The organism is Celeribacter sp. SCSIO 80838 (assembly GCF_056498065.1).
The window spans coordinates 103372-121531 of record NZ_JAZKMA010000001.1; the positions used below are offsets into that span (position 1 = coordinate 103372).

The following is an 18160-nucleotide window of genomic DNA, read 5'->3' on the forward strand; positions in this document are numbered from 1 at the left end:
TCAGCGCCCCTTGTTCCTGTTGCTTTGCACAGTCCCGGTGACGGCCTCGACATCCGTCACTCTCTCAAGGATCACAACAGACGCCCCGAGACGGATCTGAACCTCCCCGCCGATCACACCGATCTCCGGCACCCCCGGCCAATCCGTGAGATCGAGCGTCACCCCCGGATGCCAGTCGGTGATCCGGCTCAGCCCGCCCCAGGCGATGACATAGGTGGTCTTTCCCGGCCCGCCGGTGAGCGTGTTCTCCCCTGTGCCGACGCGGATCGTGTCGTCGCCCTCTTCCGAAATCACCCGGTTGCGCCCCGGCCCTGTGTCGATCTCCGAAGATCCCGGCCCGTCGGTGATCAGATCGTTGCCATGACCGCCGAAGATCGTGTTGTGGCCTTCGTTGCCGTGAATCTCATCGTCGCCCGTGCCGCCATCCAAATGGTCGTGCCCGCCGCCGCCCCAGAGGTAATCGTTGCCCGCCCCGCCAAAGAAGCGGTTGCGGTCCTTGCGCCGTTTCGAGCGCGCGATCAGCCGGTCATTGCCAGCCCCGCCATGGAATTCCGCACCCGCGTATTTCGGCCCGATCATCACATCGTCGCCCAGCGAGCCCTGCACCTCGATCGTCACCCGCTCCGAGGTTTCAAACTCGATCGGGCTGTCGGGATGGGCCACAATGCGCAGGCGTTTGCCATCGCGCGAGCCGTCCGCATTGGCTTTCTCATTGCGCGACACCACCGTGGCGATGCGGATTTTCTCGATGTTGGCGGGCGCGTGCAAAACATAATCGTCCGGCCCCGCCATATACCAAAGCGTATCCGTGCCGCCGTCCTTGTCCTCAACGATCTTCTCGGCGTCCGAGCCATAGGCCCAGTAATCGTTATCGCCCCGCCCCCCGGCCATCACCACAGTGCCATCGACCGCCATCATCGCGTTCACGCCATCGGCGGGGTTTTCAAAGCCCCTCAGGTCCAGCCCGAGGTTCAAAGCACCTTTGACAAGCTCCTCGCGCAACCGTTCCAAAGGTGCGGTCTCGGCAAGGTTCGTAGTCTCGCCCGGATCGGCCACCACGTCGTAAACGTGCTCCTCGCCATTCGGGTAGCGGAAGTAACGATACTGGCTCAGCCCCTCGACTGAAGGCCGCACCGACAACGTGCCGAACACACAGGTGATCGGCGATTTCGAAGTGTCGAACGTGCCAAAGCTCTCATGGATCAGCGGCAAAAGGCTCTGCCCCGACACCCAATCGGGCCGATAGGGCAGCCCAGCCAGATCCATGATCGTTTTCGGCACATTGTGCAGCGACACCGGCAGCGTGACCTCCGTCCCCGCCTCCATTCGCGGCGACCAGACGCAGAGCGGCACATGGGCCGCACTGTCCCATTGGCTCATCTTGTGGAAACTGTCGTGATTGCCGAGGTTGAACCCGTTGTCCGACAGCAAAAGCACCGTCGTTTTATCGCCGATCTCGGAGGCCTCCAGCGCATCGAGGAACCGCCCGATCTCATGGTCCACATGCGAACAGGCCGCGAAATAGGCGCGCACCACCTGCCGCCAGCCCTCGTCCCCCGCCCGCTCCGGCGTCCATTGACCGTTGACGATATACGCGAGTTCATAAACCGCCATGCCCGGCTGCGGCCCGTGATAATCCGCCTCGGCGGCGATCTCCGGCCAAGTGATCTTCTCAACATCATACATCTGATAAAACCGGTCCGGCGTCACCAGATTGTAATGCGGATGCTTGAACCCCAGCTGAATGAGGTGCCGCCGCTTGGGGTCGATTTTCGCCAGATGGTCGATGGCATTCTGCGCCACCCAAAAATCGAAAAACCGGTCGTCCTGCGATCCGTCGTCATTCGGGTGATTGACCCCCGCAACCCCCGGCCCCTTGCCATCGAGGTAATCCTTAACCCCCTTGCGCCCGCCCTTGTCATTGGCCTCCACGTCGTGATGGAACAACAGGCGTTTGTACTCTTCCGGCATGGCTTTGTAATTGCCGTCCGTTTTGCCGGTGGTGAAGGTCTCGAACCCGACGCGGCGCAGATCGTATTGCCACGCCGCCGTCGGCGGCAGAACATCGCGCCAGAGCCGATTGAGATCGACAAGCCCGGTGCGAAACGGCGAAAGCCCCGTCGCCAGTTCGGCGCGGCAGGGCGCGCAGAGCGGCACGGTGGCATAGGCATTCGCAAACCGCGCGCCCCTGGCCATCAGCCGGTCGATATTCGGCGTCTTGATCTCGATCCCAAACGCGGTGCGCCATGTAAAAATGTCGATCATGTCATCAATCCAGATGACACAAAGATTGTCGCCCCGGACGCTCTCGCGATCAAAGCCCATAGGCCGCCTCCTTTTGCCAAAGCGCCGTCAGCTTGCCATAGGCCTCACCCGCAAACACATCCTCGCCCGGCCAGATCCAAAGCCGCGCGATCTGCGCCTCGCCCAGCGTCTTTTTGATCCCCGCCCGGTCGCTGCGACAGCCGATGAACAGGTCATGAAACCCGGCCTCCAGCCCCGAAGGCACAGCCAGCCCGCCGGGCGTCTCGCCATTGACCGCCAATTTCATCTTGCCGCCCTCGACCGAAGCACAGACCAGCGAGAAACGCCCCTGCGAATGCGCCATGGGTCGGGTCAGACCCGCCACGCCATCCCGGAATTTCAGCTCAACCACCCCGTCGGCCTCGGACAGAAAAAGATAATCGCGCCCCTCGCGCGGGTTCAGCGTCATCAGCGTACTGGCCCGCCCCATCGGAGAGGCAAACATCACCGCCACACTGAACCGGGGCGCCTGAATCGCCAGTTCTTCAAGGACAAATCCGCAATTCACCCCGTCCCGCAGCCGCAAGACGGGCCGGGCACCAAGGGTTTCTTGCCGCGCATGGCCCTCATTCGGGGAAGCCGGGCGCGCAAGCCGCATCCCGGTCAGATCGCGCCAGCCGGTCACGGCCTCCGCTGCGAAGACCAGCCCGGTCGCATCGAACACGATGCCGCCGGGATTTTCCGCCGCGCCCGGATCGGGCAGTAATGCGCCTTTGGGCAGGTCCATATCGACATACAACATCAGCCATGCACCTCAAGCCGGGCGGGCAAGGCCCAGCGTTTCACATCGGGCGCAAGCGAAGACGTCCAACTGTCACGCAAGGCCCCCGGACCGTCCCAGGCGTAGCTCAGCATCAGCCCTTTGCGCGGGGCGTTTTCCGCCAGTTCGATCACAACATCGCGCGGCTCGTCTGCATCCACCGTGACCGAAGCAATCGCAATCGCGCCCTCCGGCCCCACGATCCTGAACCCGCAATCGACGGCGTCAAACGGAGTGTCGGCATCGAGCACCAGAGGCGTCGCCGCATCGGTGCGCAGCCGGATCGCGCGCTTGCCCTCCCATTCGGCCAACAAGACCCTCGGACAATGCCATCCCCGCCCGGCTTCGATCTCCATCAATGCCGCCGCCTCCATGCGGGCGCGCAGGCGCATCGCCGCTTCGGTCGGACGCAGCGCCTCATTCATCTCCAAAGCATAGCTCGGAAGCGTAAAGACCGGCCCCATCTCGCCGCCGTAAACCGCCAGCTCCCATTGCGCCGCCCGCCGGTCGCGCCCCGGCGCGGAGGCCATGGTGTCAAACACCATCAGCGCCGGAACCGGCCGCAGGTCGATGGCCCAGAAGGCCTTGGCGAGCCGCTCCAGAAGTGCACGCATCGCAGGCGCAAACTCGGCCTCCGGCGTCAGAATGTCTTCGAGCGCGAAATCGACGCTCAGCGCGGCAAGCTTTGCGGGTTTGTTCAGGGTCCCGGCCAGCGCCTTGAGATTGGCGGCGGCGCGCATCAGATTGTCAAAGGCCTTGCCCGACGCCAGATCGGCCAGAGAGGCCGCGCAGTCGGTCTCGCAACGTGCAAGGATCAGGGGAAGCCCCCGCCCCGACGCCTGCCGCAGCCGCAGCATGTCCTCGGCCAAAAGCGCGTCCTGAGTCTGTTCGCGCAGGCCCTCGGCGCGATGGGTTTCGGGCGCATCCTCGATCCCGGCCATGCCGACCGCGCCGATGTCGTCCTCGGGCGCCACGATATGATAGGGATAGGCCCCGGCCCCCGGAATGGCGCCCGCGCGCCGCGCGCCGCCAAGGCTCAACACGCCCAGAACCGGCCCCGGCGTTTCCGCCAGAATGGCTCCGCCTGCCAAGGCCCGCCGATAGCCGCGCGGCCCCGGCATGCCCGGAAGATTGGCCTCGAAGAACAGCCACTCTCCCTGCGCGCGCAGGTTCCACGCATCGAGATCGCCCAGAAGCTCGGCATCCAACGGCGCGAAAAGGCGCTGGCGCAGATCGGCCACGACCTGATCGGACAGGTTCAGGATCAGCCCGGTGTCGTCATAGCGAATGACATCGCCATTGCGCGCCCGCAAAAGGACTTGCCCGTCACCCGTTTGCTCGATGCGTCTTTCGTCGGAAGACATTGCCTGCCCTTGCTGAACCCTGTTTCAAAGATAGTCCGGAATGTACCGCCCTGTCACGCGGCCCGGTCTCGACCGCCCTGCGTCATGTTCGGCTCCGATCGAAGATCAGCATGCCGCGATCCTGCCAGTCCTCGTTGAGCGCGAACCCGAGCCCTTCAAGCACGTCCCGATAAGCCTCTTGCGGCGCATCCTCACAAAACAGCTCCATCGGCAGGATGATCCGGCGCAACCGGTCGAGCTTCATGTTCAAAAGCACGCCCGGCGTCACATCCCGGTCGCAAAGCCGCAAGACGGAGGGGCGGAAATCCTTGGCATAGGCCAGAAAGCCACTCGCTTCGTCGCGCCCGTCCGTGGCGAACACCAGCGGCCCGTCGGTGACCCGTAACCGCGAGCTGTCCATCAGACCGTTGCGCCGTGCCAAGCCTTCGGTCACCCGCGCGATGTCGGGGCGGCTGTGCTGGGCCATGGCGATGAGATCGGGGACGGTCTTGAGCGCCTGAAGCACCACGACCCCCGCCTCGCCGCCGATGTTGAGAAACCGGTCCCCAGCCTGCAACTGCGCGGTGATGAACCGCATGTGACGACGCGCGTATTTGCCCTCCGCGATCTGGTCGAGCGCATCGGGTCCGAACACGGCGGCATCGGCCGGGATCATGATGTCATGATTGGCGACCACGTCGATATGCGGATTGTCCTGCAATTTCACCTTCGGCGGCAGAAAATCGTCATGCCAGCCATCGGCCACCGGGTTGCGGCGCTCTTCTTTGGGTTTGTCGGAGGTGGTCTTTTCAACCTCGCTCATGAGCGCGGCGATCTTGGCCGGGTCGCGGGCCTGCGGCGGTTTCGCGACGACCTTGTTGATCGGCACCTTGCCCGCCTCGATCAGCCCGCGCTTCATCTCGGCATAGGCTTCGGTCTGTTTGTACGCGTTGAGCCGCGCCTCAACCCGGTCGAGGGCCGCGAAATGGAGCCGGTTCAGAACCGGGTCCTTCAGCAACTCTGCCATGATCTCCGCACGCCGCTTGGCATGGCGCAAAATCGAGTCGTCTTTCACCTCGTTGCGGTCCTGAAGCGCCCAGTAATCCGCGTTGTATTTGTCTTTCTTGTTGTTCACGTTGCCGCGGAATTTGCGGATCGCATAGGCGTCGATACCCTTGACCGCATAGTGGTTCATCTGCGCCCAGTCATAGCCCAGCGTGCGCCGGATCGAGCGCCAGCCGCGGAACTTGAAATAATCCTCCATCGGCGCGCCGGAACCGTTGAGCCAATGCACCGTGTCGGGATAGCCGTCCTTGAGATGTTTGGTCTTCATCTTCGGGCGGTGAATGCCGAGCTTCCAATATTCCGGGTCGAATTTGAACAGCGTCTTGACGCCCCAGCCCTTGTTCCACAGGGGCGGCGCGGCATAGAGATATTGCTCCGTCACAGGATCGCGCGACCAGTCCTCGACATAGCCCGACCCGAAAATGCGCCATGTGATGACGATGCCATTGGCCCCCTTCTCTTCCGCCTCGCTCAGCATGCCGTCGAGCGTGCCGTCGCCATGCTTGATGCAGAGAAACTCATCCGCATCGAACACCAACACCCAATCCGCCGCCCCCACCAGCGGCTCGTCCTGCGCATAGTTGAGCGCGGAGGGCTGCGGCTTGATGCCTTCGGGGATGTCATTGCGCCGGTGATAGCCCAGTCCCAGCTCTTCGAGCCGGATCAGCATATCGTCCGTGCCGTCGCTGCAATCGTTGGTGTAGACCAGAATATCGGTGAAGCCGACCGCCATATGATGAGCGAACCACTCCAGAAGATAGGGCGCTTCGTCCTTCATCATCGACACGGCCATCACCGTGCCATGCGGGCTGACATGTTTTTTCAGGTCCATGCCGCGCGCTTACTCCAGCGCCAGAGACGGGTCGATCCCCACTTCCTTGCACATGCGATCGGCATAGGAATTCTCCAGCGGCACGTTCTTGCGCCACCACGGTTTGGTGCCGTTGGTGTAAAGATGCACGCTCACCGTGTTCTCGGTGAACCAGCCTTCGACGCGCCCGTAGGGATCGTAGAAAATATCGTTGAGCTGGAACGGCACCGGGTAGAGCACATCGTTGTTCATCGCGCGTTCGATGTCGCCGGTTTGTTGCGCGAAATAGGTGAAGGCCTGCGGCCCGAAGGCGGTACGCTCGGTTTTATAGATCCGAACCGGCAGCGGGATCGACGGGTCGAGCTTGTCCATCTTGCGGCGCTGGTTCTTGTTCCACCAGGCCGGGTAATCCGGCAGGTTGTCGTAATAATCCAGCAGCCGGTCCATCAGCTCGCCCTTTTGCGGAATGCCGACCACACCACAGTTCAGCGCCCCCCGCATGCCGTGACCCGCATAGATATGCTCCCATTCGTCCGGAAAGGGCTTGTGACAAAACGCATCGCAATCGATCCAGATCGCGCCGGTCTTTTGGATCATCTTGTAGCGGAACACATTCGACAGGAAGGAGGCGGAGGTGTTCTCCACCACGCTCATGTCTATGTCCATGATCTCGGTGGCGGGACGGATTTCCACCCCTTCGGGCGCGTTCGTCACCTCATCGGTGCAATAGAGCGTCGTCGGATGGCCATGCCGCAGATGCGACTTGAGACACAGCTGGTTGAGATATTGCAGCTTGTCGCCGATCCACAGGGAGGCGACGGGACGACGGTTCAGTTCCATGATGATACTCTCTGCCCTGGTTGACCATATGAACGGGGTCTCTGCCCTTTTCCTGCGGAGCTTATCCCAAGCGCCCCGGCCTGTCTATCGCCGCGCAGCGGCCACTCAGGGGGAAAATCGTGAGAAATCATGCGAAACCCGGTGCTTGTCCCCCCCGTCCCCGCCGCAACTCGATTGCGCCCAAGGCGATCTGTGCTAGTCTCCCGCCAAAGGCAAAATGTGACGAGATCCCGCCCGTGTTCAATCCCCAGACTCCGCTGACCGATGACATCGTGACACTCGAAAACGCGCTCATCGTGCCTTGGGGCGAAGGACGCAAGCGCGGCATTTCCCGGCCCGCCGGGGTCTATGATGCACAGGGGGTCTATCAGCCGCTCAGTCAGTGTTTCCGCAACACTTCCGCCGCCACCACCACCGAGCCGAAAGGCCCGCCCCCCGAGGCTGAAGAGGAACTCAAGGGCACATGGCTGTTCGGCGGGCTGCTGTATCAACATTTCGGTCACGCGCTTCTGGAATCCACCTCCCGGCTCTGGGTCCGCAGCGTGATGCCGGAGGTCGAAAACGTCGCCTTCCTGATGAAGAAACAGGTGAACCGCCCCAGACGCTTCACTGAGCCGATGGAGCCGATGATCAATATGTTCGCCGGTGACATCGGCAAGATCGCCGGGATCAAGGGTCCGACCCGCGTCGAGCGCCTCGTGCTTGCGCCGCAGGGCTTCGGCACCGGTGACATGATCGCCGGAAGCCCGGAATTCCGCGCCCATATCCACAAGGTGCTCGCAGATCGCATCAAACCCGAAGGGCCGGAAAAGATCTACATCTCGCGCACCGAACTTTATTCGAAGCGCGGTCGCTATTTTGCCGAGGACCGGATCGAAGCGCTGCTGAAGGCCGAAGGCTATCACATCTACCATCCGCAGACCCACGACCTCGAAGCGCAGGCGGCGCAATACGCCGCCGCCCATACGATCATCTCGAGCGACAATTCCGCGCTGCACATGGCAGCCTTCTTCGCCCGCCCCGACAGCCGTCTGGCAATCATCCAGCGCCGCCCCGCCGATGTGCTCGACGACTATCTGACGCAATACCGATGGTTCGCCAAGATGCAGGTCAAGGTGATCGATGCGCTCAATGGCCGCTATTACCAGTTTGACGGCGCGGGGCAATCGAACGAGCTTTACGCGGAACTGGACTTTCCCAGGCTTGGGCGCGCGCTCGCGGAGAGTGAGTATATCTCTGACGCGACGGGTTGGATCGCCCCTGACGCGGAGGTGATCGAGGAGGAACGGAAGAGCCTGAGCGAGAAACTCGGCATCGATATCCGCCTTGCGGAGATCTCGCGCTAAAGCCTCCTGCACGGCACTTTCCGGACCGTCCTCGCCGTCCGCCCGAGCAGCTGCGGCGCCAGTTCGACAACGCTAACGTTGTAGGGAGGAATCGGGGATGTTCGGAACGGTTTGTACTCTTTGGGGAATGTGTAGCGCGGTGTTACAACGCAAAAAGCGCGCGTTGGGGCGCTATGGATTTGTATTTTATGGTGTTTATTGGTTGCGGGAGTAGGATTTGAACCTACGACCTTCAGGTTATGAGCCTGACGAGCTACCGGGCTGCTCCATCCCGCGACACTTTGTTTTGGGCTACCGCGCGGAGCGCTACTTGAGCCCGATGTCTAGCCTATCGCACAGTGTACGAATTAGGCTGATATGCCCCACGGGCGAATGATTGTTCGTGTGGGGAATTTTTATCGTTTAGAGAGATTTATAAGCTTCTTATTAGGTTTGGCGGTGACCTACTCTCCCACGTCTTAAGACGCAGTACCATTGGCGCAATCGTGCTTAACTGCCGAGTTCGGGAAGGGATCGGGTGTTTCACTGACGCTGTGACCACCAAACCGAATAAGGAGCTTATTTCCAAGTCAAGTAAGTTGTATGTGTATGCTTTTGTTCGAGTAAGAGCAGTTTTGCTTTTACTGGATCAAATCAAGCCTATCGGGCAATTAGTACTGGTCAACTGAATGCATTGCTGCACTTACATCTCCAGCCTATCGACGTGGTGGTCTTCCACGGCCCTCAGGGATACCTTGTTTTGAGGGGGGCTTCCCGCTTAGATGCCTTCAGCGGTTATCCTTTCCGATCATAGCTACCCTGCACTACCGTTGGCACGATAACAGGTCCACCAGTGGATCGTTCACCCCGGTCCTCTCGTACTAGGGGCAACTCCTCTCAAGTATCCTACACCCACGGCAGATAGGGACCGAACTGTCTCACGACGTTCTAAACCCAGCTCACGTACCTCTTTAAATGGCGAACAGCCATACCCTTGGGACCTGCTCCAGCCCCAGGATGAGATGAGCCGACATCGAGGTGCCAAACACTGCCGTCGATATGGACTCTTGGGCAGTATCAGCCTGTTATCCCCGGCGTACCTTTTATCCGTTGAGCGATGGCCCTTCCACTCGGGACCACCGGATCACTATGGCCGACTTTCGTCTCTGCTCGACTTGTCAGTCTTGCAGTCAGGCTGGCTTCTGCCATTGCACTCAACGAGCGATTTCCGACCGCTCTGAGCCAACCTTCGCGCGCCTCCGTTACTCTTTGGGAGGCGACCGCCCCAGTCAAACTACCCGCCACACAGGGTCCCGGGCCCAGATAATGGGTCGCGGTTAGACATCAAGCAGAACAAGGGTGGTATCTCAAGGAAGGCTCCACAGGGACTGGCGTCCCTGCTTCAAAGCCTACCACCTATCCTGCACATGTTGTGCCTGATGCCAGTGTGAAGCTGTAGTAAAGGTGCACGGGGTCTTTCCGTCTAACCGCGGGAAGCCTGCATCTTGACAGGCAATTCAATTTCGCTGAGTCGATGTTGGAGACAGCGGGGAAGTCGTTACGCCATTCGTGCAGGTCGGAACTTACCCGACAAGGAATTTCGCTACCTTAGGACCGTTATAGTTACGGCCGCCGTTTACCTGGGCTTCAATTCAGAGCTTGCACCCCTCCTTTTAACCTTCAGGCACCGGGCAGGCGTCAGACCCTATACGTCGTCTTGCGACTTCGCAGAGCCCTGTGTTTTTAGTAAACAGTCGCCACCCCCTGGTTTGTGCCCCCAGCCAATACTTGCGTAGAAACTGGGCCTCCTTCTCGCGAACTTACGGAGGTATTTTGCCGAGTTCCTTCAACATCGTTCTCTCAAGCGCCTTGGTATTCTCTACCAGTCCACCTGTGTCGGTTTAGGGTACGATCTAATGAGAGGCTATTTCCAGGGACCGCTCAGCCGCCCATTCAATCCGATAAGGATGAACGACCTTTGCGATCCGTCACTTCTCTCTGGCCCAGGAATATTAACCTGGTTCCCATCGACTACGCCTTTCGGCCTCGCCTTAGGGGTCGGCTTACCCTGCTCAGATTAGCTTTAAGCAGGAACCCTTGGACTTTCGGCGACAGGGTCTCTCACCCTGTTTGTCGCTACTCATGTCATCATTCTCACTGGTGATCTCTCCACGGGATCGCTCACGCGCCCGCTTCACAGAAAGCTTCGAGCCTCCAATGAACTGTCTTCGAAGAAGATCAGTACTAAGGAGGCATGAAGCTATATCACACCACGCTCTGCTACCATGCCTTACGGCATCCTCGGCTTCGGCTCATGGCTTGAGCCCCGTTACATCTTCGCCGCAGGACAACTTATCTAGACCAGTGAGCTGTTACGCTATCTTTAAAGGATGGCTGCTTCTAAGCCAACCTCCTGGTTGTTTTGGTCGTCCCACCTGCTTTCCCACTTAGCCATGAATTAGGGGCCTTAGCCGGAGGTCAGGGTTGTTTCCCTCTTCACTACGGGCGTTAGCACCCGCAGTGTGTCTGCCATCTAGTACTCCCGGGTATTCGGAGTTTGGTTAGGATCAGTAAGCCTGTGGGGCCCCATTACCCATCCAGTGCTCTACCCCCCGGGGTATTCGGATGACGCTCTACCTAAATAGATTTCGCAGAGAACCAGCTATCTCCGAGTTTGATTGGCCTTTCACCCCTAGGCACAACTCATCCCGACCTTTTTCAACAGGTGTGGGTTCGGACCTCCAGTAAGTGTTACCTTACCTTCATCCTGGTCATGCCTAGATCACTCGGTTTCGGGTCTGATCCCACGAACTCATTCGCCCTATTAAGACTCGCTTTCGCTGCGCCTACACCTAACGGCTTAAGCTTGCTCGTAAGACCAAGTCGATGACCCATTATACAAAAGGTACGCCGTCAGGACTCGAGGTCCCTCCGACTGCTTGTAGGCGTCCGGTTTCAGAAACTGTTTCACTCCCCTCGTCGGGGTGCTTTTCACCTTTCCCTCACGGTACTGGTTCGCTATCGGTCAGTAAGGAGTACTTAGCCTTCGGGGGTGGTCCCCCGATCTTCAGACAGAATTTCACGTGTTCCGCCCTACTTAATACGTCACTCAAAGCTTCCTGTACGGGGCTGTCACCCGCTATGGCCAGACTTTCCAATCTGTTCCAGTCACTCATCGTGCTCGGCTGGTTCCCGTTCGCTCGCCGCTACTAGGGAAGTCTCTATTGATGTCCTTTCCTCCGGGTACTTAGATGTTTCAGTTCCCCGGGTTTGCTCTTAAAACCCTATGTGTTCAGGTTAAAAGTACCTGTTTCAGCAAGATATAAGCAGCCTAAGCTATTATATCGAACTGTCAGGTGGGTTCCCCCATTCGGAAATCCATGGATCAAAGCCTATTCTCGGCTCCCCATAGCTTATCGCAGAGTATCACGTCCTTCATCGCCTCTTACTGCCAAGGCATCCACCAAACGCCCTTCTCGCGCTTGATTTGATCCAGAAAGAGCAAAACTGGTTTGCGAGCAACGCGAGCTGGTAAAGACGCGAAGCTATACTTTCAGGACCAAAAGCATACTTTCCCGCTTCCGATCTTGTATGGGATCGGAAACGCGCTGCAATTCCGCAGAACTGCAACTTGGTTAGTTTACTTGACTTGGGCAACATCATCTTTTCAGCCGCGATACGCAGTAAGACCGGGAATGTGGTCTGTCATGCGCCTTCCCTTCCGGGAAGCGACCGAGATCACCCCTCACTTGGGCGATCAACGATGTTGCATTTAATCTCTCTATACGATGTCAATTGTCGTCTAAGATTAGACGAGCAAACACTGATCTCAGTGCTTGCTGATGTAATCTTAGTGGTAATGGTGGAGCCTATCGGGATCGAACCGATGACCCTCTGCTTGCAAAGCAGATGCTCTCCCAGCTGAGCTAAGGCCCCATACTCGCTGTTTCAGCGAATTAGTGGTGGGTCGAGGAGGACTTGAACCTCCGACCTCACGCTTATCAGGCGTGCGCTCTAACCACCTGAGCTACCGACCCAAGTCCAGACCGGTAGGTCTGTGATACTTTACGAAGAGATATGAGGACGGCCTGGCCGAGTTTGATCAACTATTGTTGATCTATGCTACTATGTAGCTGCTAAGTGTTTCACGAGAATGGCAAGCCAATCTGCTAGAAACATCCTTAGAAAGGAGGTGATCCAGCCGCAGGTTCCCCTACGGCTACCTTGTTACGACTTCACCCCAGTCGCTGAGCCTACCGTGGTCCGCTGCCCCTCCGAAGAGTTAGCGCACGGCCGTCGGGTAGACCCAACTCCCATGGTGTGACGGGCGGTGTGTACAAGGCCCGGGAACGTATTCACCGCGTCATGCTGTTACGCGATTACTAGCGATTCCGACTTCATGGGGACGAGTTGCAGACCCCAATCCGAACTGAGACATCTTTTGGAGATTAACTCACTGTAGATGCCATTGTAGCACGTGTGTAGCCCAACCCGTAAGGGCCATGAGGACTTGACGTCATCCACACCTTCCTCCCGCTTATCACGGGCAGTTTCCCTAGAGTCCCCGGCCAAACCGCTGGTAACTAAGGATGTGGGTTGCGCTCGTTGCCGGACTTAACCGAACATCTCACGACACGAGCTGACGACAGCCATGCAGCACCTGTCACTGATCCAGCCGAACTGAAGGAAAGTATCTCTACGATCCGCGATCAGGATGTCAAGGGTTGGTAAGGTTCTGCGCGTTGCTTCGAATTAAACCACATGCTCCACCGCTTGTGCGGGCCCCCGTCAATTCCTTTGAGTTTTAATCTTGCGACCGTACTCCCCAGGCGGAATGCTTAATCCGTTAGGTGTGTCACCGACAAGTATACTTGCCGACGACTGGCATTCATCGTTTACGGTGTGGACTACCAGGGTATCTAATCCTGTTTGCTCCCCACACTTTCGCACCTCAGCGTCAGTATCGAGCCAGTGAGCCGCCTTCGCCACTGGTGTTCCTCCGAATATCTACGAATTTCACCTCTACACTCGGAATTCCACTCACCTCTCTCGAACTCAAGACATCCAGTATCAAAGGCCGTTCCGGGGTTGAGCCCCGGGATTTCACCTCTGACTTAAATATCCGCCTACGCGCGCTTTACGCCCAGTAATTCCGAACAACGCTAACCCCCTCCGTATTACCGCGGCTGCTGGCACGGAGTTAGCCGGGGTTTCTTTACCTGCTACCGTCATTATCTTCACAGGCGAAAGAGCTTTACGACCCTAAGGCCTTCATCACTCACGCGGCATGGCTAGATCAGGGTTGCCCCCATTGTCTAAGATTCCCCACTGCTGCCTCCCGTAGGAGTCTGGGCCGTGTCTCAGTCCCAGTGTTGCTGATCATCCTCTCAAACCAGCTATAGATCGTAGGCTTGGTAGGCCATTACCCCACCAACTACCTAATCTAACGCGGGCCGATCCCTTGCCGATAAATCTTTCCCCCGAAGGGCGTATACGGTATTAAACCCAGTTTCCCGGGACTATTCCGTAGCAAAGGGTACGTTCCCACGCGTTACTAACCCGTCCGCCACTAAGCCCGAAGGCTTCGTTCGACTTGCATGTGTTAGGCCTGCCGCCAGCGTTCGTTCTGAGCCAGGATCAAACTCTCAAGTTGAAAGCACATTACTGCGCTAACCTTGACGTCGAACCTCTGCACATCACTCCTGAAACCGGCTAAGGTTCCAGGAAACTGTTTCTCGTGCTTGGTATCAAAGATACCGAAAGCCGACAAACAGTGAAGCTGACACTCTATCATCGAACCTGAGTTCTAAGAGTGCGATATACAGACGCTCTTGTCGTTAAGACCAAACCGCCCACATATCTCTTCGTTCATCTATCAATTTCAAAGAGCCAGAGACAAAAACCAGACCAGTGCGCCCTAACTTACGGCGCGCCCGCCCAGATCTGCCTCAAATTTTCTACCTCGCTTCCCGTCCAAGCCACTCTTCCGAGCGTCCCGGCCAGTCCGTCTGGCGCCCCGTGCCGCGCTGTCTGCGCCGCCGGTGAAGGGGGTTCTAAGGCTTACGACTGAGGGCCGCAAGTGCTTTTTTCAAAAAAAGCATGCGCCCCCAACAGTTTTTCCCCAAACACCTTATTTTATTGGCATCGCAGCATGTTTTTTCTGCATCGGCAAACCCACACCAACGGGGTTTCGGGGCAATTTCGATGAATCACCTCGATGAATCGCGGCCTCTCGCGTGTCGCTTTTCGCCTTGCGGGTGCAAATCAGCTCAAATTGCCCCTGCGTAAGGCGAGTGATTTTCCTGAATCACCCCGTGTCAGATGCGAGTCGCCCCGACTCGTCATCCATTTTTCCCGCCTCATATGACACGGGGATGAATCCCCATGAAAAAGGGCGAGGTTTCCCCCGCCCTTTGCCGCTCCCGCTCCAGCACGCCGTTCATGCGTAGCGCACATCCTCGTCGCTGTCGCTTTCCAGTGGCTTCAGCGCATTGATCGCATCATCGAGCGACACCGCCCCCAAGGGTTCCCCCTTCATCGACACCACCGGACATTTGCGATCCGGCGCGCGGGTGAGTTTCGGCAGCGCCTGCTCGATGGACATCCCGCCCTTGAGCGTCGCCCCCTGCCCTGTCTCGCCTTTCCTCGCAATCGAACGCAGGCGCACGACCTTGGCGCGGTTGATGTCGCGGATGAAGTCGGTGATGTAATCGTCCGCCGGCTTCATGATGATGTCCTGCGGATCGCCGGACTGGACGATCTCGCCATCGCGCAGGATCGCGATCTGGTCGCCGATATTCAGCGCCTCGTCGAGATCGTGGGTGATAAAGATGATCGTCTTGTGCAGCTCTTCCTGCAATTCGAGCAGGATCGACTGCATATCGGTGCGGATCAGCGGATCGAGCGCGGAGAAGGCTTCGTCCATCAGGAGAATGTCCGCATCGGTCGCGAGCGCACGGGCAAGCCCCACCCGCTGTTGCTGACCGCCGGAGAGTTGCGAGGGATATTGATCCTCGAACCCGGCAAGGCCCACACGGTCGAGCCATTTGCGCGCGCGCTCCTCCGCCTCTTTGCCATCGACGCCCTGAATCTCCAGCCCGTACATCGCGTTTTCCAACACGGTGCGGTGCGGCAGCAGGCCGAATTTCTGAAACACCATGGACATTTTGAACCGCCGCAGGTCGCGGAGCTGCTTGGCATCCATGGCCAAGACATCCTCACCGTCGATCCAGATCTCGCCGGAGGTCGGCTCGATCAGGCGGTTGAGGTGGCGAATGAGCGTCGACTTACCGGAGCCGGACAGGCCCATGATCACCTGAATCCCCTTGGCGGGAATGTCGAGGTTGATGTTGTTGAGGCCCAGCGCATGATTGTGCTGTTCCATCAGCTCCGGTTTCGTCGTCCCGGATTTGACATGCTCCAGCGCCCCCGCGGGATCTTCGCCGAAGATCTTATAGAGATTGCGGATCGAAACCTTCACATCTGCGTTCGGGGTCTCGTCCATCATATTTACATCAGTCATGCTCTGATCAGTCATGGCCGGTCTCCCGATAGGCTTGCAGGCGTTTGCCATAGGTCTGGCTGACCCGATCGAAAATGATCGCCAACGCCACAATCGCGAGACCATTCATCAGGCCCAACGCCAGATACTGGTTGCCGATGGCCCGCAAGACCTGCGTGCCAAGCCCCTTCACCCCGATCATCGAGGCAATGACCACCATGGAGAGCGCCATCATGATCGTCTGGTTCACCCCGGCAAAGATATTGGGCAGCGCGAGCGGGATCTGAACCCCGAACAGTTTCTCCCGCGACGAGGCCCCAAACGCATCGGCCGCTTCCATCACATCTTTATCGACCAGACGAATGCCCAGATTGGTCAGACGTACAATGGGCGGAATGGCATAGATACAGACCGCGATCAGCCCCGGCACCTTGCCGATGCCCAGAAGCATCACCACCGGGATCAGATAGACGAAGGAGGGGATCGTCTGCATCACGTCGAGGACCGGCGTCACGATGGACTGTGCCCGGTTCGAGCGCGACATCAGAATGCCGACCGGAATACCCAGCGCCACACAGACCAGAGTGGCCACAGTGATCATCGCCAGCGTCGCCATGGTGTCTTCCCACATACCCATGAAGCCGATGAGCAGAAGGGACAGCACGGCCCCGATGGTGATCTTCCAACTACGCGCACCGAGCCATGTGATGATCGCGATCACCAGAATGACAATCGGCCAGGGGGTGTTGATGAGAACCTTCTCGAACCAGACGAGAAATTTGAGAAGGGGATTGAAGAAGGCCTCGAGCGCTTCGCCATAGGCGCGCGAAAAGGTGCGAAACCCTTCGTCGATCCCCTGCTTGAAGGCGGACAGATCGCGCCGCCCCAAAGAGGGAAATTCAGTGAGAAACTCCAGCAAGTTTTCACTCCTATATATAGAGGGAAGGGCCCGCGAGGGTATCGCAGGCCCGAAATGATCAGAAATTCAGACGGATCAAAGTGCGTCCTTGACCTTCTCAGCGACCTCAGGGGTCACCCATTGGGTCCAGACGTCTTCGTGCGTTGCAAGGAACTCATAAGCGGCATCTTCGCCGATGGCCTGATTGTCCGTCATGTAAACGAGCATCTCGTTCATCACCTCGCCCGGGAAGACCCGCGCCTTGAGGTAATCGAGCACACCTTGGGGCGCGATCTCCGGCACATCCTTGGTCACAACCGTGGACACCTCGGATTTGGTCCAGCTCGACGGTTTCGGATCTGCGCATTCGTCCACCGATTTCACCATGCAGCCGTCCCAGTTCTCAGACCCAGCCCATTCGGTTTCGAACGGCAGGAAAACCAAATCGTATTTGCCGACCACGGCCGTCGGGTTCCAGTAATAGCCGAACCAGTATTCATCGCGTTCGGCTGCCTTGGCAATCGCGCCCTCAAGACCGGCGGCAGAGCCCGGATCGACCAGCGTCCAGCCTTTTTCTTCCATGTCGAAGGCACGGAACATGTTGGCATTGGCTGGCTGACAGCCCCAACCCGACGGACAGCCCATAAAGGCGCCTTTGCTGTCGTCTTCCACATAGGGGAAGAATTCCGGGTGTTCGATCACCTTCTCGACCGTGTCGAGCTCCGGGTGCTCTTTGGCAAATGCCGGTGTCACCCACCAACCCTCGCCAAGACCCGTGATCGGACCGTCGAGGAGCTTGATCATACTGCCCTCTTCGACCGCCTTCTCAAGAGGTTCGCGCACCGCGTTGGTCCAAAGTTCCGGCGCGATCTGCGGTTCGCCTTTCTCGTTCATCGAGGCGAACAGCGTGTTCGTACCGCCGTTGATCAGTTCGACATCGCAGCCGAACCCTTCTTCGAGAATGATCGCATCCACATTGGCCATCAGCTCACCCGAGGCCCAGTTGAATTCAGCGACTTTCAAAGCACCACATTCCTCCGCCGCGAAAGCGCCGCCGGCCATGGTGCCGAGGGCCAGAAAACTGGCCGCAAATAGTTTATTGTTTTTCATAAGGGGGACTCCCGCTTACTTCGTGTGAGTTCTCCGATCCCCGCGCTCTTGGCGTCTCAGGACCAGTCACCACCCCGAATTGGGCGATTTCTCCGCGCTTGCCGTTCGCTGCCCATCGAAGGAGCGCCTCGGCCTCCCCCTCTCACATAAGCATGCAGAGAAGACCATGAGGCACGATCCGGCGGAGCGTGACCATAACCCAA

At 58.6% G+C, this 18160-nt stretch carries 9 protein-coding genes, 3 tRNA genes and 3 rRNA genes; 1 reads left to right on the plus strand and 14 read right to left on the minus strand.

Going from position 1 to position 18160, the window contains the following annotated elements; all coding sequences use genetic code 11:
* The 5 genes from V1475_RS00440 to V1475_RS00460 all read right to left on the minus strand — a co-directional run bounded on the left by V1475_RS00440 (nt 1) and on the right by V1475_RS00460 (nt 7123).
* On the minus strand, nt 1-2325 hold the full coding sequence (locus V1475_RS00440) for a sulfatase-like hydrolase/transferase (RefSeq protein ID WP_479411182.1): 2325 nt from the start codon (nt 2323-2325) through the stop codon (nt 1-3).
* Nucleotides 2315-3046: a hypothetical protein gene (locus V1475_RS00445; protein WP_479411183.1), complete on the minus strand. Its 732-nt coding sequence runs from the start codon at nt 3044-3046 to the stop codon at nt 2315-2317. Before V1475_RS00445 ends, V1475_RS00440 begins: the two co-directional genes overlap by 11 nt.
* Complete coding sequence (locus V1475_RS00450; protein ID WP_479411184.1) at nt 3046-4428, minus strand: hypothetical protein; 1383 nt, start codon at nt 4426-4428, stop codon at nt 3046-3048. Before V1475_RS00450 ends, V1475_RS00445 begins: the two co-directional genes overlap by 1 nt.
* An 82-nt stretch (nt 4429-4510) precedes the next feature.
* Nucleotides 4511-6304 carry a glycosyltransferase family 2 protein gene (locus V1475_RS00455; RefSeq protein ID WP_479411185.1) on the minus strand — a complete coding sequence of 598 codons (1794 nt, stop codon included), beginning with the start codon at nt 6302-6304 and terminating at the stop codon, nt 4511-4513.
* 9 nt (nt 6305-6313) lie between these two features.
* Nucleotides 6314-7123 (minus strand): hypothetical protein, encoded by an 810-nt coding sequence (locus V1475_RS00460; protein ID WP_434290729.1) that lies wholly within the window; start codon nt 7121-7123, stop codon nt 6314-6316.
* Nucleotides 7124-7359: 236 nt separating this feature from the next.
* On the opposite strand from V1475_RS00460, the gene V1475_RS00465 reads away from it, so the two are divergent.
* Nucleotides 7360-8469 carry a glycosyltransferase 61 family protein gene (locus tag V1475_RS00465; RefSeq protein WP_479411186.1) on the plus strand — a complete coding sequence of 370 codons (1110 nt, stop codon included), beginning with the start codon at nt 7360-7362 and terminating at the stop codon, nt 8467-8469.
* A gap of 199 nt (nt 8470-8668) precedes the next feature.
* Here the strand turns inward: V1475_RS00465 and V1475_RS00470 are convergent.
* The 9 genes from V1475_RS00470 to V1475_RS00510 all read right to left on the minus strand — a co-directional run bounded on the left by V1475_RS00470 (nt 8669) and on the right by V1475_RS00510 (nt 17957).
* Nucleotides 8669-8745 (minus strand) — tRNA-Met (locus V1475_RS00470).
* A gap of 154 nt (nt 8746-8899) precedes the next feature.
* Nucleotides 8900-9014, minus strand: a 5S ribosomal RNA gene (gene rrf / locus V1475_RS00475).
* 84 nt (nt 9015-9098) lie between these two features.
* Nucleotides 9099-11936: ribosomal RNA gene (locus V1475_RS00480) — 23S ribosomal RNA — on the minus strand.
* Nucleotides 11937-12308: 372 nt separating this feature from the next.
* Nucleotides 12309-12384: transfer RNA gene (locus V1475_RS00485), tRNA-Ala, on the minus strand.
* 24 nt (nt 12385-12408) lie between these two features.
* Nucleotides 12409-12485: transfer RNA gene (locus tag V1475_RS00490), tRNA-Ile, on the minus strand.
* Nucleotides 12486-12633: 148 nt separating this feature from the next.
* Nucleotides 12634-14101, minus strand: a 16S ribosomal RNA gene (locus V1475_RS00495).
* The 16S, 23S and 5S rRNA genes sit together here with 3 tRNA genes alongside, the layout of an rRNA operon.
* Nucleotides 14102-14887: 786 nt before the next feature.
* Nucleotides 14888-15985, minus strand: a complete 1098-nt coding sequence (locus tag V1475_RS00500) for a quaternary amine ABC transporter ATP-binding protein (protein ID WP_479411187.1) — start codon at nt 15983-15985, stop codon at nt 14888-14890.
* Complete coding sequence (locus V1475_RS00505) at nt 15978-16868, minus strand: ABC transporter permease (protein WP_479411188.1); 891 nt, start codon at nt 16866-16868, stop codon at nt 15978-15980. Before V1475_RS00505 ends, V1475_RS00500 begins: the two co-directional genes overlap by 8 nt.
* A gap of 75 nt (nt 16869-16943) precedes the next feature.
* Nucleotides 16944-17957, minus strand: a complete 1014-nt coding sequence (locus V1475_RS00510; protein ID WP_479411189.1) for a glycine betaine ABC transporter substrate-binding protein — start codon at nt 17955-17957, stop codon at nt 16944-16946.
* Between the last annotated feature and the right edge of the window lie 203 nt (nt 17958-18160).